This window comes from Microcoleus pseudofavosus SVA1_A4 (genome assembly GCF_036700565.1).
Classification (GTDB): domain Bacteria; phylum Cyanobacteriota; class Cyanobacteriia; order Cyanobacteriales; family Microcoleaceae; genus Microcoleus.
This window is the reverse complement of sequence record NZ_JAUBPE010000091.1, coordinates 1-26,122: the sequence shown is the minus strand read 5'-3', so window position 1 is coordinate 26,122 and position 26,122 is coordinate 1. Positions and strand designations below refer to the sequence as shown.

At 46.1% G+C, this 26,122-nt stretch carries 23 protein-coding genes; 3 read left to right on the top strand and 20 right to left on the bottom strand.

Translation table 11 applies throughout. The features are described 5' to 3' along the window. The first annotated feature begins 120 nt into the window (after positions 1–120). Positions 121–273, top strand: coding sequence for a hypothetical protein (locus QUA02_RS28775; protein WP_333032940.1), 153 nt, complete (start codon positions 121–123; stop codon positions 271–273). A gap of 118 nt (positions 274–391) precedes the next feature. Here QUA02_RS28775 and QUA02_RS28770 read toward each other — a convergent pair whose 3' ends face one another. The 16 genes from QUA02_RS28770 to QUA02_RS28695 form a co-directional block, all read right to left on the bottom strand. Then, a complete protein-coding gene (locus QUA02_RS28770; RefSeq protein ID WP_333032939.1) occupies positions 392–1,093 on the bottom strand; it encodes a glycosyltransferase in 702 nt (233 codons plus the stop codon). 45 nt (positions 1,094–1,138) lie between these two features. Further along, the gene (locus QUA02_RS28765) at positions 1,139–1,492 is read right to left on the bottom strand and encodes a hypothetical protein (protein WP_333032938.1); all 354 of its coding nucleotides are present in this window, start codon (positions 1,490–1,492) and stop codon (positions 1,139–1,141) included. A 125-nt stretch (positions 1,493–1,617) separates the two neighbouring features. Further along, entirely contained in the window at positions 1,618–4,134 is a 2,517-nt protein-coding gene (gene mgtA, locus QUA02_RS28760; protein WP_333032936.1) for a magnesium-translocating P-type ATPase, read from the bottom strand. Between the two features lie 36 nt (positions 4,135–4,170). Beyond that, positions 4,171–5,220 carry a sensor histidine kinase gene (locus tag QUA02_RS28755; protein WP_333032935.1) on the bottom strand — a complete coding sequence of 350 codons (1,050 nt, stop codon included), beginning with the start codon at positions 5,218–5,220 and terminating at the stop codon, positions 4,171–4,173. Positions 5,221–5,621: 401 nt separating this feature from the next. Next, positions 5,622–5,903, bottom strand: coding sequence for a hypothetical protein (locus QUA02_RS28750; RefSeq protein ID WP_333032934.1), 282 nt, complete (start codon positions 5,901–5,903; stop codon positions 5,622–5,624). 926 nt (positions 5,904–6,829) lie between these two features. After that, the gene (locus QUA02_RS28745; protein WP_333032933.1) at positions 6,830–7,624 is read right to left on the bottom strand and encodes an SDR family NAD(P)-dependent oxidoreductase; all 795 of its coding nucleotides are present in this window, start codon (positions 7,622–7,624) and stop codon (positions 6,830–6,832) included. An 88-nt stretch (positions 7,625–7,712) separates the two neighbouring features. Next, the gene (locus tag QUA02_RS28740) at positions 7,713–8,717 is read right to left on the bottom strand and encodes an NADP-dependent oxidoreductase (protein WP_333032931.1); all 1,005 of its coding nucleotides are present in this window, start codon (positions 8,715–8,717) and stop codon (positions 7,713–7,715) included. A 374-nt stretch (positions 8,718–9,091) separates the two neighbouring features. Then, positions 9,092–10,075, bottom strand: coding sequence for an aldo/keto reductase (locus tag QUA02_RS28735; RefSeq protein WP_333032929.1), 984 nt, complete (start codon positions 10,073–10,075; stop codon positions 9,092–9,094). Between the two features lie 14 nt (positions 10,076–10,089). After that, positions 10,090–10,827, bottom strand: a complete 738-nt coding sequence (locus QUA02_RS28730; RefSeq protein WP_333032927.1) for an SDR family oxidoreductase — start codon at positions 10,825–10,827, stop codon at positions 10,090–10,092. 80 nt (positions 10,828–10,907) lie between these two features. Next, entirely contained in the window at positions 10,908–11,267 is a 360-nt protein-coding gene (locus tag QUA02_RS28725) for a DUF5335 family protein (protein WP_333032925.1), read from the bottom strand. Positions 11,268–11,395: 128 nt separating this feature from the next. After that, positions 11,396–12,067 (bottom strand): glutathione S-transferase, encoded by a 672-nt coding sequence (locus tag QUA02_RS28720; protein ID WP_333032924.1) that lies wholly within the window; start codon positions 12,065–12,067, stop codon positions 11,396–11,398. Between the two features lie 408 nt (positions 12,068–12,475). Then, positions 12,476–12,901, bottom strand: coding sequence for a hypothetical protein (locus QUA02_RS28715; RefSeq protein WP_333032923.1), 426 nt, complete (start codon positions 12,899–12,901; stop codon positions 12,476–12,478). 267 nt (positions 12,902–13,168) lie between these two features. After that, a complete protein-coding gene (locus QUA02_RS28710; protein ID WP_333032922.1) occupies positions 13,169–14,119 on the bottom strand; it encodes a GGDEF domain-containing response regulator in 951 nt (316 codons plus the stop codon). A 163-nt stretch (positions 14,120–14,282) separates the two neighbouring features. After that, positions 14,283–17,387 (bottom strand): ATP-binding protein, encoded by a 3,105-nt coding sequence (locus tag QUA02_RS28705; protein WP_333032921.1) that lies wholly within the window; start codon positions 17,385–17,387, stop codon positions 14,283–14,285. A gap of 112 nt (positions 17,388–17,499) precedes the next feature. Further along, positions 17,500–17,949, bottom strand: coding sequence for a pyridoxamine 5'-phosphate oxidase family protein (locus QUA02_RS28700; RefSeq protein WP_333032920.1), 450 nt, complete (start codon positions 17,947–17,949; stop codon positions 17,500–17,502). An 88-nt stretch (positions 17,950–18,037) separates the two neighbouring features. Next, complete coding sequence (locus tag QUA02_RS28695) at positions 18,038–18,946, bottom strand: DMT family transporter (RefSeq protein WP_333032918.1); 909 nt, start codon at positions 18,944–18,946, stop codon at positions 18,038–18,040. Between the two features lie 278 nt (positions 18,947–19,224). On the opposite strand from QUA02_RS28695, the gene QUA02_RS28690 reads away from it, so the two are divergent. Then, positions 19,225–19,830, top strand: coding sequence for a glutathione S-transferase family protein (locus QUA02_RS28690; RefSeq protein WP_333032917.1), 606 nt, complete (start codon positions 19,225–19,227; stop codon positions 19,828–19,830). A gap of 46 nt (positions 19,831–19,876) precedes the next feature. Here QUA02_RS28690 and QUA02_RS28685 read toward each other — a convergent pair whose 3' ends face one another. Together QUA02_RS28685 and QUA02_RS28680 are read right to left on the bottom strand one after the other, a co-directional pair. Further along, positions 19,877–20,920 (bottom strand): chemotaxis protein CheB, encoded by a 1,044-nt coding sequence (locus QUA02_RS28685; RefSeq protein WP_333032916.1) that lies wholly within the window; start codon positions 20,918–20,920, stop codon positions 19,877–19,879. 424 nt (positions 20,921–21,344) lie between these two features. Then, positions 21,345–22,355 carry a Gfo/Idh/MocA family protein gene (locus QUA02_RS28680; RefSeq protein ID WP_333032914.1) on the bottom strand — a complete coding sequence of 337 codons (1,011 nt, stop codon included), beginning with the start codon at positions 22,353–22,355 and terminating at the stop codon, positions 21,345–21,347. A gap of 525 nt (positions 22,356–22,880) precedes the next feature. Here QUA02_RS28680 and QUA02_RS28675 point away from each other — a divergent pair. Further along, entirely contained in the window at positions 22,881–23,180 is a 300-nt protein-coding gene (locus tag QUA02_RS28675; protein WP_333032913.1) for a ferredoxin, read from the top strand. Positions 23,181–23,518: 338 nt separating this feature from the next. Here the strand turns inward: QUA02_RS28675 and QUA02_RS28670 are convergent, their stop codons facing one another. Next, entirely contained in the window at positions 23,519–25,174 is a 1,656-nt protein-coding gene (locus QUA02_RS28670) for a SpoIID/LytB domain-containing protein (RefSeq protein WP_333032912.1), read from the bottom strand. Positions 25,175–25,595: 421 nt separating this feature from the next. After that, positions 25,596–26,122: WD40 repeat domain-containing protein (locus QUA02_RS28665; RefSeq protein WP_333032910.1), on the bottom strand; the 527-nt coding region annotated here is incomplete at its 5' end.

Sequence of the window (26,122 nt, the reverse complement as noted above, 5' to 3'; positions counted from 1 at the left end):
TCTGGTGGCTGCGGGCTTTTTCATTCGTTTATTTTACCAGATGCCGCCACTGAAGTTTTTTTGACCTGAATCCTTACCTTGGTTTATCTCAGCAGCGACTAAAATTCCCGGCTTTAAATCGTGGCAATTTTCTTTTTGGGTGCGGTGCAGTTGGTGAGTATTGGGATTTTGGGCCAGTATGTGGGGCGGATTTATGAGGGGGTGGGCCGCCCGCTTTATACGCTGGCAGAAGTTGCTGGTTTCAATCCATCTCGTCAAAAAGATGGTAAATAAGCAGGACTTGTTTACCATCTTGACGACTTAATCCTGCGGTTGGGTGCGTCTGCTGAATCACCTGAGTCCTTGACAAGCTCCAAAATAGGGACTGTGGATTCATGATTTTCTATTTGATTTAAGCCGATATAAACTCCTGATGCCATTGTTGAGCGACTCGATCCCAGCCAAATGAATCTTTAAGAGCTAATGCTTCATTTCTTAAAGATTCTTGTTTCTCAGGATTTTTTAGCAAATCTATTACTGCTGCAATAAAAGCATTATTAGTTTCCTCATTGCCCGCAGGCCCCTTAATTCTGATACCTGATTTCACAGTTTCATCTAAACCCGCATAAGTTGTCACCACAGGAACACAACCAGCGGCTTGTGCTTTCCAAGCACTAATACAGAAAATTTCCGTAGCAGTATGACAGGGGTAAACCCAGATTCCCGATTTGAATAATTCTTCAACTAACTCCTGGTGTCCAATTCTGCCATGTTCATAGACATTTTTCTGAGCGAAAAGCTGTAAAAGTTGTTGCTTTTTATCTGGTAATTGTGGAAACCTATCAAGATAAGGTGAATTAATTAAAGCATCAATTCCTTGCCACCCATAAAAAATATGTAATTCAACATCGGGCACTTCTTTGAGAACCCGATCCCATTGAGTCAGTAAATTTTCAATACCTCTTGTATAATCACTAATCGAAATTAGTCTCTTGGGATTTCTAGCAATTCCTGTTGAATTGAAATCTTCGAGATTAATCCCATTGGTGGTTAAAAAAATCTTGTCTTCAGGAATCCAGTCTGGCAGCAGAGATTTATGAAAATTTGACAACATAAAAAGTTTGTCAAAACTTGCCAGAAATTTTAAACGCTGAGACTCTTATAGTGGAGGAAATAATTGCGGGTTGTCGTGCATCCACACAGCAATTTTTCTGGCTTTAACTTTCATTAGCATTGGTTGTTTCCAAGCGCGATGAAAGATTAAGAAATTAAAGTTATCTTGGGGATTGAATTTATCAACAGACTGATAAACTACTCCATTATATTCCCCTTCCAGATCACCGCATCGATTAAAAACAGTAACCTGGTAGCCTAACTTGACTAATTCTTGACTTAAGTATATTATCGCTTCTTCGCTGCCACCAATACCTTTATTCACAGATAGAGGAGACCAATCTTCTACATGAAATGGAAAATTGGAATAAATAACAATTGAGCTATTGTCCCAGTTCATATTATTTGAATTATCCCAAGAATTTGACAACAAGATTGTATATCTAAATTCGACATTTTGTCAAATAAATTCCATAGATCGGTTCTTCTGTACTTAGTATGCTAATTTGTTGCAAACAACGCCAATTAAAATTTCACTTTCTGATAAAACACTCGTTTCACATTCTCCGCCGCCGTAACGTACAACAGCACGATCGCCCCCAGCACCAGCACAAAACTCAACGGCAACGATTGAAATCCGAGCAGCGTTCCTAAAGGTGTCCAGGGAATGACGATTGTCACTCCTACGGTCGCCAGCGTCGCCATCAACAAGTATTTTCCAGGTTTACTGTCGAAAATTGATTTGCGGGTACGAACGACCAGCACAACCATCGAAGCCGAGATGACAGACTCCAAAAACCAGCCTGTTCTAAACTGTTGTGGTTGAGCGTGCAGCAGGAATAGCAGCGCCCCAAACGTCAGGTAATCAAATATGGAACTCAGCAAACCAAACACAATCATGAAGTTGCGGATAAACTTGATATCCATCCGACGCGGTTTGTTGACTAACTCCTTGTCTACGCGATCGGTCGCGATCGTCAATTCTGGGAAATCAGTCAACAAATTCGTCAGCAAAATCTGACTGGGTAACAGTGGCAAAAAGGGTAGAAACAGAGAAATTCCCGCCATACTAAACATATTGCCAAAATTGGCGCTAGTTGCCATAAATACATACTTTAAAGTGTTGGCAAAGGTAATCCGTCCTTCCTTTACGCCTTCGATCAGGACATTCAAATCCTTTTCCATCAACACAATGTCAGCAGCTTCCTTCGCCACATCCACAGCACTTTCTACCGAAATACCAACATCAGCAGCATGAAGCGCAGAAGCATCATTAATGCCATCTCCCAGATATCCAACTACATTCCCCGCTTTTTTGAGAGCAATGATAATCCGCTCTTTTTGGTTTGGTTCTACCTCGGCAAAAACATTTGTTTCTTGTACTCGGTGCATCAAGGCTTCATCACTGAGTTTTTCTAGTTCAGATCCAGTCAAAGCCTTTGGTTCAGGCAGTCCTACCTGCTGAATAATACTCATAGCAACCGCCTTGCTATCTCCAGTAATCATCTTCGGGGTGACTCCTAGCTGTTGCAACTCTTTGAGGGTGTCAGCGATGCCAGGTTTTGGCGGATCGAAGAGCGCCAGGTAGCCCATAAATGTCATGTTTGTTTCATCATCTTTGGTGAAGGAATCTCGATCGCAATCCCGATAAGCCACACCCAAGGCTCTAAATCCTTTACTGCCCAAATCTTCCGCTTGTTGGTGGAGTTTTTGTCGCTGATCTGCAATGTCGATCGTTGTCCCCTCAGCAGTTTCAACGGTTGAGCAAACATCCAGAATATTTTTCAGTGCGCCTTTAGTAACAATCAGATGCGTGCTGTCTTTTTTGAACAAGATGCTGAGACGTTTGCGGTTAAAGTCATAGGGCACTTCATCTAGCTTTTGATAACCAGAAATGTCGAATGTTTTGTATTCGCGAATTGCTTTGTCGATCGGATTCACATAACCAGACTCAGATGCGGCATTCAAATAAGCGTAAAGTAAAACCCGATCGCTCTCTTTCCCCTCGACATCAACCGCAGAGTGAATTTTAACCTCTCCTTCCGTCAGCGTACCCGTCTTATCGGTGCAAAACACATTCATACTGCCAAAATTCTCGATCGCCGGTAAGCGCTTCACGATCACCCGCTTTTTCGCCATTGTCTGAGCACCGCGAGCCAGGTTAACACTGACGATCGCAGGTAGCAGTTGAGGGGTCAAACCAACCGCCAGCGCCAGAGAAAACATAAAGGATTCGAGCACAGGGCGATGCAGGTAGACGTTGGCGGCAAAAATTAGAGCGACTAAAACGAGCGTTACTTCCATCAAAAAGTAGCCGAATTTGCTCAGCCCATGTTCAAATTCTGTTTCGGGAGGCCTCAGTTTCAGGCGTTCCGATACTTTACCGAATTCAGTTTCTTTTCCAGTATGAACAACTACTGCTTTCCCCGTTCCACTAATCACATTGGTTCCCATATAGAGGGAATTGGTGCGTTGATTTAGTCCAGTTTCAGCCGGCAATACGCCACTTAGCTTGTCAACCGGATAGGTTTCTCCTGTAAGTGCTGCTTCATTCACCGATAAATCTTTCGACTCTAAAACTAGACAGTCACCGGGAATATTTTTACCTGCACAAAGCACCACAATATCGCCGGGAACTACTTCCTCATTAGGGATTTCTTGAGATTGATTATCCCTCAACACAGTTGCTTTAACTTGCACTAAGGCTAATAGTTTTTCGACAGCGTTCGATGCTCCTCGCTCTTGCCAAAATCCTAATAGCCCACTGATTAGGACGATCGTCAAAATGATGATGGCATCTAGCGCATCTTTCAGAAAAATCGAGAGCACCGCCGCCAAAATCAGAATCACGATAATCGGACTCTTGAACTGATTGAGCAACAGCACCAATGCGCTCGATTTGTGTGTTTGTTTGAGGCTGTTTGCACCGTACTCGCTCAGGCGTTGTTTCGCATCAGCACGGCTTAATCCTGCGGCTGTAGAGCGCGTCTGCTGAAGCACCAGATCCGCGGACAAGCTCCAAAACGTGGACTGTGAATTCATTATTTTATCCCTTATTTTTAGTTTGAATTCCCCGAACTAAAGAAGAACCTTTGGTAAATGGATCATAAAACTTGTCCCCTTGCCCTCTGCACTTTCAACCGCAAGTGTGCCTTTATGGGCTTCAGTAATATTTTTTGCTAAAAATAATCCTAATCCCCAGCCGGTTTGCTCCTCGGCCGCAATGGTTCGACGAAATTGTTGAAATAGGATGGATTGAGCATCTAGGGCGATCGGATCGCCTTCATTATGGATAGTAAGGCTGATCTGCGTTTCTGTTTGCTGGAGTGTGAGTGTAATCGGCGTACTAGGCGCACCATATTTCACAGCGTTAATTGCTAAGTTTTCAATCACCCGCCGCATTTCTTTACGGCTGCAATAAGTCCTGATATCAGCATCAGAAACCACAACGAACCGCTCTCCATACGCGAAGCTCAAATCCTCCGCTACTTCCTGAACTAGCACCTCTAAATTGCATTCTTCAAATTCAATCTTTAAGCTCTGCCCTGCCCGCAGCCGACTCGCATCAAGCAGATTTTGAATCATCGAATCTAGCCGATTGACCGCACCGATCATCCTCGTCGCCACATCTATATGGGTGTCTCCTCGTTCAAGCCGCCGCAGAGTTAGTTGAGTTCCCATTTTTACAACATTAAGCGGCCCTCTGAGATCGTGAGTTAGCGTCACCATAAATAATTCTTGAATATCTCGCAGCGTTTCGGAGAATTGAGTGGCCGCGTCATTAACGGCTTGCTCAATGGAGCCGATAATAATGTCTCGATCCTGCACTGCTAAAGGTGCTTCTTCTTCTAAAACTTGAAATATTACTTGACGGAGGAGGTGATACTCGAAAATTAGGTGAGTCATGGAGTAGTCAGCATACCCCGCCCGTTCATGCCCGTGCAGCTTGCCAATCCGGGTGCTTTCTACCTCGTCGGCTGTGATTCGGGCAGAGGTCCTGACAATTCTGTTTGAGAGTTCATCTACCAGTTGGTTTAAGTACAGAGGTAGGGAATCTTGCAAGACAAGAGAATCTTGATGCGTTGATGCACTGACTTGATCGCGCGCCCGCTTCTCCCAGATCCGCATAATTTTTTCCGCATTTTGTTTAAGACGGTCAGACGCTTGGTTGGACATCGATTCTGATTTTATGCATGAGTCGCTGTAGAGAGATAATTATACAGCACTTTTGAGGTAAGCGAGGTAGAAAGAAGCCGGGTTTCAGCAAGAAACTCGGCTTCTGGGGGGTACTTTATAAAGGTGAAATCTGCGGTAATTACTGAATTAAAACCGCAATGATATTAATACTCATCGCGACAATTGCGGTATTCAAGAAAAAGGAGAGAATGCTATGGAGTCCAGCTCATCGCCTCAGCGCGAAGTAATCTGTACATCTGAAACTTGACTGGTCGTGCCCATAACAAAAGAAGAGTTTGCGTAAATTTTTCAGGTAAGGTCCTGGTCGATCGGATTTATTGATGTTTACCTACTTATTGAAGTTTCCACGCAATTAGACCAACAAGCGCAATCAGACCTAATGCTCTCCGAAAGTAATTAACGCCTTGAAATAATTCTTCCCAAGCCCAAGTAAACAAAGAACCAAAGGCTACTATATCCAACGCTAAATTAATTTCCCCTGTTGGAACAATCAGCTTTAACAAACTAGCTACAATCCCGACAATCAGTGGTAGATTTGGGGTCTGAGCTATAACAATTTTGCCTTCGCTGTCCCGGAATGTGCGATCGAACAATGTACTTTCTGTATTTTCCATGAGTTTCTCCTGTAGATGTAATAAAAGGTATGAATTGAGTTCAAGGGCTTACACAACTATTTCTTGATAACGAATCCGAGCCATAATTAGACCCTTCCAAATAAAAAAGATTGATTAGCCACCACATGAGCTTAGAATGGATATAGCAGTTTTTCTCACATCGCTTGGCTCATTCTTATTAATTTTTAGATATTTTTTATAGTAGGATTAAAATTTCTAAATTCCCTCTATCGATTGGAACAGTTTTGATTAAAGTTAAATCTATAATTGGATAGAGATAAGTGAATCATGAACAGCAATATGAGTATTGAAAAATCAAGCACATAATCGCTTTCCATTTCGAGTAATTTCTCTAGCTTGAGTTTTTCAATACTTGTTAAATCTGACGTTTTACATCGATATTTAAAATTAGAAGGATGTCTAAGCTGTCGCACATTTAAATTGCATAGTAGAGGCGGGCGGGACGCCCACCCCACAAGAGTTTGATTGTTTTTTCACTGACAATTTAAACGCAGAACAGCTTAACTATGAAGAATTATACAGAAAGTTTCTATATAACATCCCAAATAAGGATTTTTTTAAGAATTGTTCCGAATAATTTTTCCCACAGCAATATTAGACGTAAATCTTCTGTACAATACCCCTAATCGGGATGTTATACAGATTAGCTCACTGGCTATGACCTCAAGTCCCCCGAAGAAACTCCTCGACTTAGCCCGATTTGACTTGTAGGGTGCGTCAGACGAAGTTGTACAACAATATCGAGGGTTTTCAGTTCCGGGGCACCCTACTAAGCTGTTCTGCATCTAAATTAGCTATTGCGAAATCGTGAAACCTTTGCATTGCAAGCCGGAGAGGTCGCTGGGATAGCATCGTTTAAATGCAGAAAAGCTTATTTATATGTACCACTTGCGTCAGTCCTATTATTAAATAATCGATCGCACCACTCCACCTTCGACTCGCAAGGCGGCACCATTAATTGCAGAAGCTACAGGACTAGCAACAAATGCAACTAACGCCGCAACTTCTGACGTTGAAGCAAATCGCTGAATCAAGGAAGATGGACGAGTCTTGGTAAAAAATTCTTTCTCAACTTGTTCGGGTGAAATATTTTGCTCTTTGGCAAGTCCCTCGATGAAAGTTTCCACTCCTTCGGAACGGGTTGGCCCTGGCAATACTGTATTTACTGTGACACGACTGCCTGCCGTTGTTTCAGCTAAACCACGACTCACGGCTATTTGTGCAGTCTTGGTAACGCCATAGTGAATCATTTCGGCGGGAATATTCAAGCCCGATTCACTAGAGATGAAAATAATTCTTCCCCAATCTTTTTTGAACATCAAAGGTAAGTAATGACGGGAGAGCCTGACACCGCTCATAACGTTTACTTCGATAAAGTTTATCCACTCTTCATCGGAGATATCTTCAAATGCTTTAGCGCCATAAATTCCCAAGTTGTTGACCAAAATGTTAACTTCTGGCACTTGTTGAAACAACAATTCAGCTCCAGCTTGCGTTCCCAAATCGGCAGCAATTCCCTGAAGTTTGGCATTGGGGACGCTTTGCTGAATGCTTTTGATGGCATGGTTTACCCGCTCTTCCGTTCTGCCATTGACAATGACAGTTGCTCCTTCCTGGGCAAGTGTCGTGGCGATCGCGAGTCCAATTCCGGCAGTTGAACCGCTGACCAATGCAATCCGATCTGATAGTTGGAGATCCATACTTTCTTAAACCAAATAATGTATAAGCGATCTAGGGTTTCAACTTGCTCAAATTAATGAAGCAAGTACCCACTCAATTAGCGGCTACCTAGTCCAATTTTACCACCATTTTACCGACATTTTTGCCTTCAAAAAGACCGATGAACGCATCCACCGCTCGATCGATTCCTGTCACCACTGTTTCCTGGTTCTTCAGTTTGCCAGCTTGGAAATAGCCGCCCACTTCCCGTTCAAATTCACTCTGGCGATCGAGCCAATCTCTAACGATTAGCCCTTTCATCGTCAACCGTTTGCCAATCATATTAAATAGATTGGAAGGGCCCGGCTGCGGTTTTTCATCGTTATAACCGGAGATGCTGCCACAAGCGATAATCCGGCCATGCACGCGCAATGCCGAAAGCGCCGCTTCCAGGGTTTCGCCTCCGACGTTATCGAAATAGACATCAATTCCGTCCGGTGCTGCTTGGTTTAGTTGTTCGAGAATAGGGCCGGCCTTGTAATCGAAGGCGACATCAAATCCGCATTCTTCGCGCAGAAATTTGATTTTTTCCATTGAACCGGCTGAGCCGATGACATGGCATCCGCGCAATGAAGCCAGTTGTCCGGCGACATTTCCCACCGCACCTGCGGCTCCCGAAACAAAAATAACATCGCCGGCTTTGACCTCTACCAAATTCAATCCAACCCAAGCAGTCATACCCGTCATACCGAGGGCACCGAGGTAAACCGAGGGGGGTTGAATATCGCGGCTGACCTGATGCAAATCTTTTGGTGCAGCTATGAAGTATTCACGCCAGCCATACTGGGAAGTGACAACATCACCCGACTTGAATTCCTGGGCGCGGGACTCGATGACCTCGCCGACTGCGCCGCCTTCTAGAGCTTTACCTAACTCAAAGGGCGGAACATAGGATTTCCCCTCGTTCATGCGACCGCGCATATACGGATCTACCGAAAGGTAGAGATTGCGAACGAGCAATTGTCCGTCTTGCAGCGGCTTGATTTCGGTTTGGGCGATCGCAAAGTTATCTGCGGTGGGCATCCCCTTGGGTCGGGAGACTAGCTGAATTTCGCGGCTCATGATATCTGTCATAATTTGCTCCTGATTGGTGAGAGTTTCAGAACTAGATCGACTTAAGTTTGATCTGTTGTTTTTAACCTTTACTAAAGGCATGGATGCCAAAAATTGCATTTATTCGAGTTCAATTTCTCTGGTTTTCTTAATAAAAAAGGAAACGAAAAAGATTGAGATTGCTGCGGTAGGGCGTGTTTTATTGACCCGGAGATCCCCCATAACCCCCCTTAAGAAGGGGGGAACCGGAAGCGCTCAAAGTCCCCCTTCTTAAGGGGGATTTTGAGGGATCGAGACTGGGCTAAAAGCGAGATCGATCGGGAATTTCAGGCGATTGTGGACACCAATGACCCCCGTGCCGACCCTCCCAATCCATTTGGCGAGTTGGTCAATTCCTAACGATTGACGCTGCTCATATCGGGGTAGCGATCGCCCGCCGCAATTCCTAATGGCAGCGCTTTCCCGAGCTGGTCTAGTTCTGCTTGAGTCAGCGTTACAGCAGCCGCGGCAATGTTTTCTTCTAAATAGGTGCGGCGTTTGGTGCCTGGAATTGGCACAATGTCTTCGCCCTGGGCTAAGACCCACGCCAGCGCCAACTGTCCGGCTTTGATGCCCTTAGCCGCGGCCATCTGCTCAATCTGCTCGACTAGCTCCAGATTTTGCTGGAGATTATCGTCTTGAAAGCGAGGATATCGTTGTGCGCGATAGTCTCCCTCAGATAACGTGTCGAGGCTCTTGATTTTGCCTGTGAGAAACCCGCGCCCCAGAGGGCTATAAGGCACAAACCCAATCCCTAGCTCTCGGCAGGTGGGCAAAATCTCGGATTCTGGCTCCCGGCTCCACAGCGAATATTCAGTCTGGAGTGCCGAAATAGGATGTACTGCTTGGGCGCGGCGGATCGTGGCGCTCGCGGCTTCGGAAAGACCGAGGTAGCGAACTTTTCCGGCTTGGACGAGCTGCGCCATTGCACCTACGGTTTCTTCGATCGGAGTGTTTGGATCGACTCGGTGCTGATAGTAAAGGTCGATCGTATCTACGCCCAGACGCTTGAGACTGGCATCACAGCAAGAGCGGACATATTCGGGTTTGCCATTGACGCCCTTAAAGCTGCCGTCGCTACCGCGCACGTTGCCAAACTTCGTGGCGATGATGACTCGATCGCGACAGTCTTTAATCGCTTTGCCGACCAATTCCTCATTGTGACCGACACCATACATATCAGCGGTATCGAGGAAAGTCACGCCTAGCTCTAAGGCGCGATGAATGGTGGCGATCGATTCTGACTCATCGGCTATCCCGTAGAATTCGGACATCCCCATGCAGCCGAGTCCTAACTCTGAGACTACTAATCCTTGATTCCCCAGTTTTCGCTCTTTCATAATGTTCTGTGACTCTAAAGTTCTTGCCTTGTCGGACGGACGATCATTTCATTGACATCAACATCACCGGGCTGCTCGATCGCATAGGCGATCGCGCGGGCAATGGCATCTGCATCAATGGCTATTTCATAAAGTGCATTCATGTTCGCTGCTGTATCTTCATCGCTAATCGTGGTGGTCAACTCAGTAGCAACGGCTCCTGGTGAGATATTAGTCGATCGGATTTCGCCGTTTGACTCTAGCCGCAGCCCTTCCGAGATCGCTCGCACTGCGAACTTAGTAGCACAATAAACCGCCGATCCGGGAAACACTTTATGTCCGGCGACAGATGATAGGTTAATCACGTGACCGGACTTTTGCTGGCGCATAGTCGGCAACACGGCAGCAATCCCATAGAGAACGCCCTTGATGTTGACATCAATCATTTGATCCCACTCTTCCACCTTGATTTGGTCGAGGGGAGAGAGCGGCATCAAGCCGGCATTATTGATTAGCACGTCGATTCGGCCGTAGGTACTCAAAGTTTCCTTCGCCAAGGCTTCCACCTGCGCGCGATCGGTGACATCCGTCACTTGGTAGGTTGCAGTTCCTCCCGATCGGGCGATCGCAGCAACCAGTTCTTTGAGCCGATCTTCGCGGCGAGCAGCTAACATCAGTTTGGCTCCACTAGCAGCAAGTCGCTTCGCAGTCGCCTCACCCAATCCACTGCTGGCTCCGGTGATAATTACCACTTTGTTTTGAATCTCAGACATCTGGAATCCTGCCGGTTATTGAGTATGGAGCGTGAAACATTGGGTGCTGTTTAAGTTGAACTCAGGATTATTCCACCAGCTCAACTAGCTTGTAGCTGGATCAATGTTTGTGTCCCAGCAGCGTCACTAATCCGAACCGCCACAATCACACCGTTTGAGTTCTGTCCCGTTAAAACTTCTGTTGGTGAATCGATCGTGTGAGCGTAAGTCACCGCATCTTTACCCACTTCAATCACCAAATCATCTCCTTTTCCAGGGCGATCGTAAACCATCGCATGAAGAGGTGCGTTCTTAATTAGTTCTGCATCACCGGCTTCTGAATCGATGATTTCGATTGAAATATGCCGTCCCCGATTGCCATCGGTAAACTGATCGAAAAATTCACCCCATCGCTCGCGGGGCACAGATTTGTTGATTTCAATCTTGTTGGTAATTTCCATTTTATTCACCATGATGATTGTGTGTGAAAAGCTAGTAAAAAGAAGCCGAGCCATGAAATAGTTACTAAGTACAAAAGTGGAATTAAACGGAAGATGACTGTAGGGTTGGCGATGCCCACCCTGTCAAGTTAACTCGCAACTTTGTACGCGCCTCCTCGTTCTGATGCTCGTTGATAAGCTGGGCGGGTGTGGATGCGATCGAGGAAGTTTATCAGCTTTGGTCGGCTGGCATTTAAACCTCCTCGCGCAACTGCTACCTCGATCGGAAAGCTGAGCTGAATATCGGCTGCGGTGAATTCATTTCCCACAAACCACAAGCTTTTTCCAAGCTCTGCTTCCAGGTAATCAAGATGCTGCTTGATTTGAGGTTCGATGAAGGAAGTTTTGGTACCGCTGACGATCGTTCGCGCGATCGGTTTTACAAAAAACGGCATGGGCTGCTCCTCTATGCGATCGAAGATCAACTTCAATAGCAGCGGCGGCATAGCTGAACCTTCAGCATAATGGAGCCAGTAAGTATATCGCAACCGATCCGGTGTATCGGGTGGAGGGGCAAACCTTCCTGTACCATATTTCTCAACCAGATACTCAATGATGGCTCCAGACTCCGCCAAAGTTAGCGCCCCGTCCGTTATAACTGGCGATTTACCGAGTGGATGTACCTGACGCAGGGATGCTGGCGCTAATAGCGTTTCGGGGTCACGCTCGTAATACTTGATGTCATACTCCAGTTCCAGTTCCTCTAGCAACCACAATATGCGCTGGGAACGAGAATTATTCAAGTGGTGGACGGTAATCATGAGTTTCAATTATTGTTTGTCCGCAGGATGGACAAACTTTTTGATTTTTGATTTTTTTTCTATTCTTTGACGTTCGAGTTCACCTCGTCGAGCTTCGATTTAATCTCAGCTTTGGTTCTTTTGCCGTCAACTGAACTTTAACAAAAATTGCCCAATACAATCTCTACCTTTTGAATGAATATCTACCAAAATTGCCCAATATAATCTCTACCTTTTGAAGGTTTCAAGGGGATTTTATGCCCAACAACAGTAGCGGAATAATGCCACTTATTCCGCTCACAAGCATCTATCCTAAATTAGGTAAAATCTGCTGGCGCATTTGAAAAGACAGTCAGGACACGGCATTGCCGTGTCTCTGCAATTAATCGGCGTAGGGAAACGGCATTGCCGTGTCCTCCTCGCGATGGCTTACTTCTGCGTAGTTCCCGCAGCAGTTGTTGCATCTAGTCTGGTACAAATCGCTTTCAAGGTTGCTTCTTCGGCTTCTTCCATCGTCGCCATTGCGAATAAGATCGCTGTATTGGCATAGTCCTCAGCTTTATCCGCTCGATGTTCGAGTTTCTTGACTTCGCGACTGGCTTTCCATTCCTCGACGTTCGACTTCACCTCAGATTCTTTTTCCTCAAATTGAGTTTGGATCTTTGCCCGATACTCATCAAATTGTTGTTTCTTAGCTTCTAAATTTGTCTTCATTTCGTCGAGTTTCGATAGCAGCTCAGCTTCAGTATTTTTCGTTGCAGAATGAACGCTTTCCTTCAGCAATTTTACTCGGTCTTCAATCGCTTCTAAATTGTCATGGAGTTGTTTGGTGAAGTTGTCAAGTGTCGTATTCATGATGATTCCTCGAGTAGGTTGAGTTTATGGAATTGTCGATAGTATTATTAAATTGCCAGCCAGCCACAAAAGTCTTTGTTGTTAGTGACCTCATCTACTGTTGTACTGGTGAAAAACTAAAATAACTCTTTGATAATTTGATAATGCTGAGTTATTATTTTCAATAATAGGCTGAAAATGTGAAGAAAATATGAGGTTCTCGCAAGATCGATCGGACGCAGAAAAGAAAAGCTAATCCTAGAAATTGAAAAGGAAAGTCATGTCGGCTCACCTCCCCTTCATGCGCTTATGCTCGTACATCAACTTGTCTGCTTCTGCCAGTAAGTGTCCTAGTGAAGCATCATCTGTTAAAGCACAAAACAGCACACCCACACTCATTGCTAACTGATAGGGACGATCGCTCTCTTGATTAAAGCGATCGATACTCGTTTGCAGGCGAATACGAAAGTCGTTGGTATTGTCTGAGCAAGCAGGAATAAAAATTGCAAATTCATCACCGCCGAGGCGGGCAATAATATCCGCATCCCGGAAGGTTTGCTTCAGGATCTCGGCTGCGTCAGCGATGACTCCATCTCCCTTTTCGTGTCCTAAAGTATCGTTAACCTGTTTCAAGCCATCTAAGTCAGCAAAGAGAAGATAACAAGGGGATTGAGTGCGTCGGGCAATTTTTAGTTGCTGTTGGGCCAATAAAAAGAAGCCCCGTCGGTTATGCAGCCCCGTTAACTCATCAGTCAGTGATAGGTGTCGTACCTCTGCTTCAGCTTTTAGCCGTTCTACAATTTCTTGCTGCAGGCGTTGATTTTGCTGAATCAGTTGTTGCTGTTGCTGTTGGATCAGTAGTTGATTTTTGACTCGCATCAGCACTTCCCATTCCTGGAAGGGTTTAGTGATGTAGTCCTGTCCGCCCATCTCAAATGCCCGAACCTTATTATCAGTGCGATCGAGGGCACTGATAAAAATAATCGGAATGTTCGCAGTTACTTCAGATGCTCTTAACTGCTGGCAGACTTCATACCCATCCATTTCTGGCATTGTGATATCAAGCAAAATTAGATTTGGTGGCTGACGATGAGCTCCCTGAAGTGCCATTCTGCCGTTGAGCGCTTTACGAACGAGATAGCCTTGAGATTCCAGTATTTGGACTAATAGCCGCAAGTTATCGGGAGTATCGTCCACGAGCAGGATATCGATCGTATTAGCAGGTTGAAGTAGAGTCATATCAAATCCGGTGGCATAGGAATTAATATTACCCACAGCTAGGACACGGCAGTGCTTTCCCTAAAGTTAATCGGGCGATGGTGACATCTCGAAAGGGGGGCGATTGATTGTTTTGGGTAGGGAAACGGCATTGCAGTGTCCTCTGTTGCCTATGTTTTTCTCCCTAAAGCTGAGTTAGGGTCGCGATCGCTTCCAGTTGGAAATTATCGACCAAAAAAGTCATCCCTTCGATGAGCGTCTGCTCCTGTTGGGGAATTTGAGCCATCAGTTGTCGGATCTTCGCGTCATCCAAATCAAGAGCTGCCTCATGAACTTGAGCGATCCATTCTAGTGGCATGATGTGCAGATATTGTGTCATCAGGGGTTTTCGTTCGGAAGTGGCTGGCTCTGATGAAGCTCGATCTGCGTAGCAGTATTGCACACCCAAATGACGAGCGATGACCTCGAACAGTGCAGCTTCGGTAAATGGTTTAGCCATGTAATCATCGCAGCCAGCCTGCAAACTAGCCGTGCGATCCTCTTCAAAAGCATGGGCAGTGAGGGCGATGATTTTGGTAGGAAGTGGGGACGCTGGAGAAGATAAAAAACGATCGCCTCTATCTCCCCCATCCACCTGCTTCTGCTCTTCTAAGCGAATCTGCCTGGTTGCTTCGTAACCATCCATGACAGGCATCTGAATGTCCATGAAGATCAGGTGCGGTTGCCATTGTGCCCATTGGGCGATCGCTTCCACTCCGTTCTCTACGATATGAACCTCAAACCCGATCGGCTCCAATAAAATCCTCAGCAGTTGCTGATTTTCGAGTAAATCTTCAACCACCAGAATGCGGTAAATCGGCTGTCCTGGCTCCAAACCTACTACCAGATGAGTCGTTTCCGGTTCTACCAGAGCGATCGCTTCTGGCTGCTGCACAAGCACCTTGCAGGTAAAGGTCGATCCCTGGTTTACCGAGCTTTGAACGGTAATATCACCCCCCATTAACCGGGCAAACTGTCGGCTGATGGACAATCCCAACCCGGTGCCTTGGGCATGACGACCTTGCTCGGTTTGCATAAATGCTTCAAAAACCGCTTCCCAATCATGGCGATCGATCCCGCATCCGGTGTCTTTCACTTCAAGTGAGAGGGTGAGAGCATGACTGGGGGGTGAGGTGTTGGGATCGCAAGTACCGCCTTGTTTCGCGGTTCTGGTTGCCTCCGCTCTAACCCGCACAGTGACACTACCCTGGGTCGTAAATTTGATCGCATTACCGATCAGGTTGAGCAGAATTTGCCGCAATTTTACTTCATCACTCCAAACATAACGAGGAACGCTCCGATCTTTCTCAAAGGAGAGCGTGAGCCCGTTCTGCGAGGCTTTGAGGGCAAACATTTCTTGCAGCGATCGCAGCAAGCGGTGGAGGTTAAAGGAGCTTTCTTTGAGTACCTGTTGCCCTGCCTCAATTCTGGACATCTCTAACACATCATCGATCAGTGCCAGCAGATGTTCTCCACTGCGGCTAATGATGCCTAAATGCTCTCGAAATTCAGTAGGAGTATTGGGGCTGCGGTTTATCACCTGGGTAAACCCCAAGATGGCGTTGAGTGGCGTTCTCAATTCGTGGCTCATCTTAGCAAGGAACTGGCTTTTGGCACGGTTGGCGATCGCGGCTCGTTCGGCGGCTTGTTCTAACGCTGCCTGGGAAAACTCCAACACTGCCAGCATCAATGTATTCCGCATCATCTGTGCCGCTTGTATCTCTGGCGCTTTCCAGGGGAGCGATGTTTCTCGCACTGTTTCTTTCCAGAGTTCAAAAGATTTACGCGGGGTCAGGCGTTGCTCTCCATCTGGGTCAACCCATACAGCCGTGCGCGGATCGCCGGCCCAGTTTACGGTCTGGATTTGTTCGGGTCTAAACAACAGGAGGTGGTAAGACTTTTGGTGCAACACAATGGCGATCGTTAAAATGCCACTTGCAGTGTTCTTGAACTCTCTTGCGGGTGGGTAGGATCGAGCGAGGCAGTCTGTATGATAGATGTCCGGTTGATTTAGCTGTGGCAGCCAGGTTAAAAGAGCCTGGACATCTTTTAGTGAAGGCGTTTGCCCGATTAATGCAATTGGCCGATCCAGAACAATTGCCACTCCCTCTGCATGAACGATATCTAGCAATTGAATCGCATTTCGGGTCAAAACCTGGTGAAGAAAATTAGGATCGCGCAGGAATGCCTGGTGAAGGTTGTCCTGAATCGCTTTGACTTGGGCGCGATAACGGCTCAATTCTCGTTCTTGCTGATGTACCAGTTCGATCGAGGCAAACTGTCCTAAGAATTCGCAGGTTTTGCGCGTTTCATAACTTACCAGTTTAGGGCTGTAATGGTGACAGGCAATTAGCCCCCACAGGCGTTTATCGTCAATCAATGAGATGGTGAGTGACCCGGCAACCCCCATATTTTGTAAGTATTCGACGTGATAGGGAGAAACTCCTCGCAATACAGAGTCACTCAGATCGAGTGGTGGCTCGTTTGAGGCATTGTCGATCGAAATGAGAGGGGCAGGAGTGTAATTAATATTGGGAATTTGGCGCACCCAGTTGCGAAGAAACAACTTGCGGGCAGGGACAGGAATGTCGGTCGCTGGATAATGCAGTCCCAAATAGCTTTCCAGATGGCTCTCTTTCTCTTCTGCGATCACCACTCCATGATCGTCGGCTTCAAAACGGTAAACCATGACGCGATCGAATCCTGCGATCGCCTTCACTTCTCTGGCCAGTGTTTGAGCTAGATCGGAAAGGTCGATCGCACTGCGAAGCGTCAGGATTGCAGCTTGCAGGCGAAAGTAAAACTGGATTGAGTGAGTTTTGTCGGTGGGAGGCTGAGGTTCCAGTTCCAGGATCAGCGCCTCCGTTGTTCGATGGAGCGTACTTCTAAAGGTTTGTCCCCTCACCCTCGCCCTCTTCCCCCGGGAGAGACGTTGCGGGTGAGGGTCTTTTACCCGTGCTTTTAACTCAAACGGGTTGCAACCTTCCAGGTTGTCTTGCAGCAGAAAGTCAGCAATTAGTTTTACCTGAGTGCGAGAAAATAATCGATGTAAGGATTGCCCCAACAAAGCTGCTGCGGGAATGCCAAAAAATTGCTCCACATTCTCACTCACCTGCAAAATTTTGAGGTGTGGCTCTTGCAGCGTCAACAGCACTCCATGCGGTTGAATATAGCCTGGAGCATAGACAGATTCTTCAGTGCACTCCTCTAAGTTTGTTAGATATGAAGGGGTGAATTCGGCTTGTTCCATACTTTTACCAACTATCAATGGTGGGCAGAGGATTAGCAGCGACCATTGCCCGAACCCCCTGGCAGTTCATTAAACCCGTAATGCTTGATTCTGAGCGTGTTCCTATCGGTTTTTACCGACTGCTGACTCCATCTGTCGTGCGTCCGCTCATTTCACTTTCGTGAATGCGGTAAATTGCAATTACCTCTGCACGTCCCTCAGCATCAATCCAGGTTCGATTGATCGCAGGTGACAGCATGGGATTGCGCTCTTTGACGAGGTGCATTACCCGATCGATATCTTCCTGTTCAGTGAGGCGCGAAGCTCGACCATTGACGATCGCGCTGCGCCAATGAAGCGGCTCGCGTATTTCTTCAACCTGCAAACAAATTTCTGGATTTGCATCAAGATCGTGAGTCTTCATGCCGATCGTTGTAAACAGGTAAATCTCCTCTTCTTCGAGATAATAATTCATTGGTATCACGTAGGGCTTGCCTTCGTGTATGCAGCCAAGATGACCGTATCCTACTTTATGTAGGAGTTCGTGTATTTCTTTTTGCCCCATTTCATCAATATCTAACATTACTATTTTCCTAAAAATTTAGTTAGTTGGTTGTATTTAATAGAAATAGTCCACGCTTTACATCTGTCATTAGATATACTATATTCTCTCACAAATCCTCTGCCCGCTTAATTGATGCTTTTTTACCCACAGCTACGCTCGCTACAACTAAACAGGCGGTGATTAGGGCGATCGGCTCCAGAGTTTCACCAAGCAAAATAGCCGAAGCCAAGAGCGTCAAAAATGGTTGCAACAACTGAATTTGACCTACCCGTGCAACTCCGCCAAGCGCCATCCCGTGATACCAGGCAAAAAATGCGATAAATTGACTAAAGATACTCACATAAGCAAAACCCAACCAGGCGATCGGCGAAGCTATCAACCCTTGTTTTAAAACTACAAAAATTGTCGGTAAAACCTCAAAAGGAGCGACCATCACCAATGCCCAACTAATAACTTGCCACCCACCTAAAACCTTAGCTAATCGCCCACCTTCAGCATAGCCAAAAGCAGCAGCAATTACCGAACCCAGTAGCGCTAAATCTGCGCTCTGAAGCTGTCCAGCACCGCTAATAATTCCAAAAACAACAACAGTTGCGCTACCGACAATGCTAGCAATCCAAAAAGTGAAGTCAGGGCGATCGCCAGCTCGCCAAACTCCCGCTATTGCTGTTGCTAAAGGCAACAATCCTAACACCACAGCACCGTGGGCGGCAGGTACTTGCTGCATAGCCCAAGCCGACAGTACCGGAAATCCCAAAACCACTCCCAATCCGACAACTGATAAACTCCGAAATTGCTGTTTTGAGGGAATGGGTTGATGCGTGAACCACAGAGTAAATCCTGCGAGTATAGCTGCTACTAATCCGCGTCCCAAACCTACAAAAAGCGGGTCTAAATCGATTACAGCGGCTCGGGTTGCCGGTAATGTCAAGCTGAATCCAACTACGCCGAAAAAACCGTAAATTAAGCCGATAGTTTCCGAATTTAAGTGAGAATCTTTCCAGTCTAATTTCATTGAGTCTCCAATATGGACGAATTTAGGGCGATCTGGGCTGCACCTCAACCATATTACTTCTGAATGTAGCAAAGCTGACTTTACTAGCCAATGCTACAATAATCTGTGAACTTCTTTACTTCATTCATAAAACCGCTCTGCTATAGTAAGGTGCGTCGCCCGAAAAATCGGCAATTTCCATTGAAAATCTGGTAGCGACGCACCCTACAAAGACTAATCTATAAACTTCTCTCTTTCTCTACTCTGCGTTCTCTGCGTTCTCTGCGGTAAAAAAAAATATGTTTAAACTTTACGAATATTCTCCCTCTGGTAATTGCTACAAAATCCGCTTGCTCTTAACTCAGCTCAATCTTCCCTTCGAGCGGCGGAAAATTAATATTCTCAAAGGAGAAAGCCGAACTCCTGAATTTTTAGTCAAAAATCCTAACGGGCGGATTCCGGTTTTAGAAATAGAACCGGATAAATTTATATTTGAATCAAATGCAATTATGTTTTATTTGAGCGAAGAAACTGAGTTTTTCCCCACTGATAAATTTGAACGCGCTTTAGTCATGCAGTGGTTGTTTTTTGAACAGTACAGCCACGAACCTTTTATTGCGACTTCTCGCTTTTGGTACATGACAGGAAAAGCTGAGGAATACAAGGAAGCACTCCAACAAAAACAAGCACCGGGTTATTCTGCTTTGGCGGTGATGGAACGGCATTTAGAAAAAAATGACTTTTTTGTGGGCGATCGCTATACGATTGCTGACATCGGTTTATTTGCTTACACTCACGTTGCGGGCGAGGGCGGATTTGATTTAACCAGATTTCCGGCAATTCAAACTTGGATAAATCGAGTAAAAAATCAACCTCGATATATCAACATAACACAACTAAATTAAATTTAAGCGTATTGCTCGGTGGAAAGAAAACTCGATCGACGTTGAGTTACTTTGGCAGCTCTTCCTCTGTTTCGGCGGCAATGGTTCGTTTCGTGGCAAAGCCCTTGAGAATGATCTCTCGAATCAGCGATACTTCGGCATCCAGGCTTGTGGCGTGATCTTCGTATTTTGCTGCCGCACTTTGTAAATTGTAATTTTTCATCCGCTCAGACATTTGACGCGAGAACGTGACCTTTTCCTCCATTGCCCGAACAGCCGACCACAAAGCATTTTCAATATTCTGAGTTTGCTCTGATAGAAATACATCAGCCGTAAAGGAGTGCCCGATGTGACAGCGAAACCGCAGCGGCTCTGATTTGCCAATTTGCCAGATGCTGCCGTTGCATTCAGGGCAGGTGTAAGTTGTCCGAGTCCCGATCGCTTCTACATTCTTTAAAAACTCCTGGGTATTCATTTGCTGTTCAGCAATCTTAGATTCAATTTCGATCTCTTCGGTCACGGGGTATGCCTCCTCGTCGGCAGCAGGTTGCTTTGATAACTGCACTAGCAAGTCTGGGATTTCTGCGAGCGGCAGACAGTGATCGACCTTCACATATCGCAAGGCACTCGTTGCCATGCTGGGGTATTCTGCTTCTTTTGGGTCTTGGACGATCGCCACTCCGCCCCGTTTCTTGACCGCCTGCAATCCCACGGTGCCATCATCCAGATAGCCAGTCAGTACCACGCCCACCACCCTTGAACCATAAGCACGAGCGGCTGAACGAAATAACGCATCGATCGCGGGTCGAAATCTATTTTCTTGAGGCCCACGCACCACGCGCATTGAGCCTTGATTGACCAACAGGTGATAATCGGGCGGCGCGACGTAGATTCGCCCTTTTTGAATTGGCTCGGAGTCGGACGGGTGAGATGCCGGGAGAGAGCCTACATCTGCCAGAATTTGGTGAAGAATGCTGGGCTTATCGGCTGCGAGGTGCTGAACAATAAACAGGGCAGCATCTATGTCAGCAGGCAGACGGCCCACGATCGCGCCTAATGCTTTGAGTCCGCCTGCCGAAGTTCCAATAACGATAATGTCGTGTCCGCGCATAAATTCCTTTTTTTTTAACTGAATGAAAGCAGCGCAACGTTATTTATGTCTTTTGAATGTTTAGCACAAATTGGCTGATTTTTAGCAGAAGTGACCAAATGGTCGTCCAAGCTAAAACCTGCATTCGACAATGCTTTTACTTCTCAATATTTTTGCTCGCACGCATAATATCAAATCCGGTAGCATCGGAATTATGTAGTGCGAGCGAGACGCTCGCGATCTAGGCCGTTCGCTATGGACGACGTGAGCGCGCTATATCATCCAAATATATTATTCCGATGCAACCGTCCACGATCTAACTCTGTAATGTAAGTTAGAGTACGAACTACTATAGATAGAGTCTGGCAATTTTACTGTTATGCACCGCAGCCCACCTTACCCTATCTATAGCAGAAAAAACGATTTATTGCGTAAGTCTTATTTACTAATTACTAAGGGCTACATTTTTCCGACTCTCGCTCGATCGCCTCGCAGCATCTGCAACTTTCAAAGCGTACAAACTACTGGTATTATTCACGTACAAAGGCGTATTGTTTAACAAACATTCTAACACCATGTCCGTATCTTTGGCAAACAAACCGCGCCGCGTTCCCACTTCGAGCGCTCGCCTATTTTCTCCTTGAATTAACTGACCGGATTCGGGAGTGAAAATCAGCGTTCCTTCTTCTCCGTAGATGGTAAAAACGTTTTCCGACTGCGAAAAAGTTTCGCCTTTTCCATAAACAGCTTCAGCAACAACCCCATTAGCAAAGCGCAACTGTGCATTGCACAAACAAGCTTTATAAAAATCTGGTCCAGTGTCCCAAAATTGAGTTTGACAGTTAACGCTTGTCACTTCCCCAAACAAATCGGTAAATCTGTGGAGTCGAGAAATTGCACCGATCAAGGGAAACCCAAATAGCGAATGTTGATAAGTCCAGCGCTCAGGTACGGAACGCTGAGCTGTAATAGTAACGTAGCGGGTATAAAAAACTTTGCCAATTAAGGGTAAAGATGCTTTGATTGCTTGGTGTAAACCCCCTAAGAGTTCGATGTGTTCGATGTGGAGGAGTTTTTGCTTTTGGGCGGCAAGTTCGATCGCCCTTTCGCCCTCAGATACGTCTAAAGATAGAGGATATTCCACCACAACGTGCTTGTCATTTTCTAGCGCCGCCAAAACGATCGCCCCGTGATTCCGGTTCACCGTACAGACGATTACCAAATCTAAATCGTCTCTTTCTACCAGCTTGCGCCAAGAAACCGCAGCCTCGGCCCCGAATGTTTCACAAAATGCTGCCGTTTGATCCGGGGTGTGGCCCGCAACTGCTACCAAGTTCGATCGCCCATCAGCTTGAACAGTCTCCGCCCTCAACTTAGCCGCAAAACCAGTCCCCACAATCCCCACGCGAATTGGAGAATTAACCGAAAAACCAGAGCGAGTATCAATATTAGTCATAGAATTTTAGATTTGACATTTTAGATAGTTACAGACTTGCGGTGCGGGGGTTTAGGGTTCCATCGCCCAGATTTTAAGCTGTGGTTGTGGTGCGATTTATTCGATCGAGCCTTCAACACCCAAGTCTTGATGCGATCTAACTATACATTTCACCGCCGGCAGGGACTTGCCTTGCAGCAAGTTTTGCTGAAACTCGATCGACACACCGCATACCAACAACCCGGTTTTTGTGCTGTAGGGCTCAAAACAGGATTTTTAAGAGAAACCGGGTTTTTTAGCGCAAGTCTTGCGGCAACAGTATCACACGGCTGAACCCAACATAGGTATAAGTAATCAAGATGAAATTAGAAAAAGTTATAACTAATCCCATTCAAATTTTTGGTAAATGAGTGTTGCAACCTTGCTTCTTTCCCCTACTATCATAGAGGGAACGAACCTAAGACCTAACCTCAAAGCTAATAGAGCCTTGAAGGTTGCATTAGGAAAAATTATCAATCTTGTTGAATTTTTGAGAGGAATTAGTGCATGGCAACTTACAAAGTTACCCTCATCAGCGAAGCCGAAGGAATTAACCAGACCATTGACGTTGATGACGATACTTACATTCTTGATGCTGCTGAGGAAGCAGGACTAGACCTCCCCTACTCTTGCCGCGCTGGAGCTTGCTCCACCTGCGCCGGCAAAATCACAACAGGCGAAGTTGACCAATCCGACCAATCTTTCTTGGACGACGACCAAATCGAGGCCGGATTTGTTCTGACCTGCGTCGCCTATCCTAAGTCTGATTGTACGATCGAAACTCACCAAGAAGAATCGCTCTATTAAGAAAGGATTCTGGGCGCGATGCGCTAAATAACCCGGTTTCTGGTTTTCATAATTAAGCTGTAACAGCGCGATTACGTTAAGAAACCGGGTTTTTGCGTCCAAGAGCGAGAAAGCCGCCATCCGTCTGCTACTGAAATCGTATCCGGTAGCATCGGAATTATGAGCGCGCTCACGTCGTCGATAGCGAACGGCTACAGATCGCTCTTGGAGACGCTCGCACTGCTATCATCCAAATATATTATTCCGATGCAACCGTCCATGATATGAGATCGTGTCCGGTCGATCGACCGGATACGATCTCAAAAGCGATTTCAATTCCCGACTCCGACTCTCATCGACTATTCGCGCCAAAATGTAATTGCATCGCTCAGAGGCACAACTTGAGCGCCGGGAAAATAAAAGCCCAGGATTCGAGATCCGTTCCAGCCCAAATTAGCCAAATTGTAAGAACCAGTCTGACTCATTCCCACTCCGTGCCCGAAACCGCCTCCGACAAAAGCATAACCGTTGAGAGTTTTGTCTGGATTGTAAATTGGTTCTAGGTAAAAAAGCGTGCTGATCGGCGGGTAAAAAGCATTGCGAATCTCGTCTTTGTCGATATCAATCGGGCCCAAGTCAGTTTGAACCTTCATTTGCAAAACTCGACCTGCGGGCGACCTTTCCACCACTTCCACCTGAGTGACAGTTTTAAAATTAGCCAGCGGGTGCTGTTTCTTCTGAAGATACTGTCTGAGAAATCCACCAATCGCTGTCAAAGAAGCTGGTTCGCGCCACCGAAACGTTTCTTCTTTTTCCTCATTAAACCCTTGTTTCAGAGTCATAAAGCGGCGAAAATTGGTTTCGTCGGACAAACTCTGCTTGGACAAATCCCAGACATTGTTAGGGGAATCGACGATCGATCGCAAATATGGACGTTCCGCGCCCTGCCACACATCGTTAAAAGAGGCTGTCACGCCGCCGCTAGACGCGGAATAGAGCGCGTCTACTAGCTGATTTTCGTAAGTTAGAACCAAACCGCTCGTTTGGGCGATCGCCTTATCACTTTGCGGGTAAACCTCGGTCAAACCTTGATAAACTTGGCAGTTAACATCAGCGCACAACTCATAATTATCCACAGCAAACCGGCGCAAATTTCTCAGGGCGTAGGTTCTCGCCAAAATAGTTTGAGCGACAATCGCAGCGTAAGGCGAAAAAGCCCCTATTTCGTGAGGAACAACACCCCGCAAATAAGTTTCCGTCAGCACTTCATTCACCAAAGTATAAGTGCCGTAAGCATTTTTTTGCAGGCGCAAACTGCCACCGTAACGGCGAGTTTGTTGAATTGCTTTTTCGGGTTCAGTAGCTGTCGCCTCTTGGGTAGTTTGTTCCAATACCTCAATAACATTTTTCCCCGCCGTCACATCCAACTCATTGCGGTTGAAACGAAAGCCGTTTAAAACCCAAAATGCCTGGGGTATTTGTTTAAAAACTTTGGAATCCAAAAAAGCTGTTTTGTTGCCTTGAGCTTGCAAACTTTGCAACAGCCAGCGCCGCACCAAAGGAGAGTTGTAAGTATCTCTTTTTGCCCAAACTTGCCAGCGCAAAGGTTGAGCAATTTCTACTTCTATTCCCTGGGCGCGCCACTGATTGGCGCTGTCTTCCGCACTCTCAAAACTGCGGTGAGAACTGAGTACCACTCGTTCTTCTACTGCCGGCGTTTCCAGAGGTTTCGGGGCTATTTCTAACTTGACGCTAGCAGCAGTTTTGGTTTCTATGCCTTGAGGAGTTTTGTAACGCAAAGTTAAGCTGTCGCCCGATAATGCTTTCAGCGTCAGTTTGTCGGTTGCTTTGGTGCCAAACCGCTGCACCACGCCGATTTTGATGGGTCTATTTTGGGGAGTTTGGGCGTATCCCGCAGGGCTGAAAATGGGCAACAGGCACAATGCGGTGAAAACAGTGCTAGAAATGCAGCTAAACCATTTGTAATTGGGAGTTTGAGGTGCTTGAGCGAACACGGTTATCTGTCTCGCGATAGTTGAAATTTGGGGATTTTTGATTGTACGTTAGCACATTTGGCCGCTGCTATAGGGGAATTGCCGAAGATAGGCTGGTTTAATTGGCAGAATTCTGTTAAGTCAGGACTTACGCCAGACCAAAGAAACCGGGTTTTTTACCGAATCTGCTGGCTGCAACGAACTATTTTCGTAAAAAACCCGGTTTCTGGGTTCTATGCGGTAAATCTGTCATTGCGGGTGAAACGCAGGAATCGCAAAAGTTGCGATCGCTTTACATTCTGTTACACGCTAAGGTTTATAGCAACCACCAAAACGGTTAGGACATTCTTAATCGCTGAAATCCTTGCTAATTCTTCCTTATTCCTTCTTCCTTCTTCCTTCTTTCTTCTGCTATATTTGCACCTACCGACTGATTGGCTAATCATTTTTTCTGAGCACTAATCTCATCGCAAACGTGTTTTTCGCTTTCATCAGCATTATTCTGCAAATAGTCGTGCAGCCAATCGCAGCCTTGCACCAGCATCTCATCTAAACTTCTGATTTGCCACAACCGGGCTGTTTTGTCGTTTGATGCCGTAGCGATGTATTTGCCGTCTGGACTAAAACTGACACTATTTACCCCATCTTGATGTCCTTTAAATTCTTGTATCAACTTGCCTGTGACATCCCACAACCGGGCTGTTTTGTCCGATGATGCCGTAGCGATGTATTTGCCGTCAGGACTAAAACTGACACTCAATACCGCATATTGATGTCCTTTAAATTCTCGTATCAACTTGCCTGTTAAATCCCACAACCGGGCTGTTTTGTCCAATGATGCCGTAGCTATGTATTTGCCGTCAGGACTAAAACTGACACTCAATACCGCATATTGATGTCCTTTAAATTCTCGTATCAACTTGCCTGTTAAATCCCACAACCGGGCTGTTTTGTCCAATGATGCCGTAG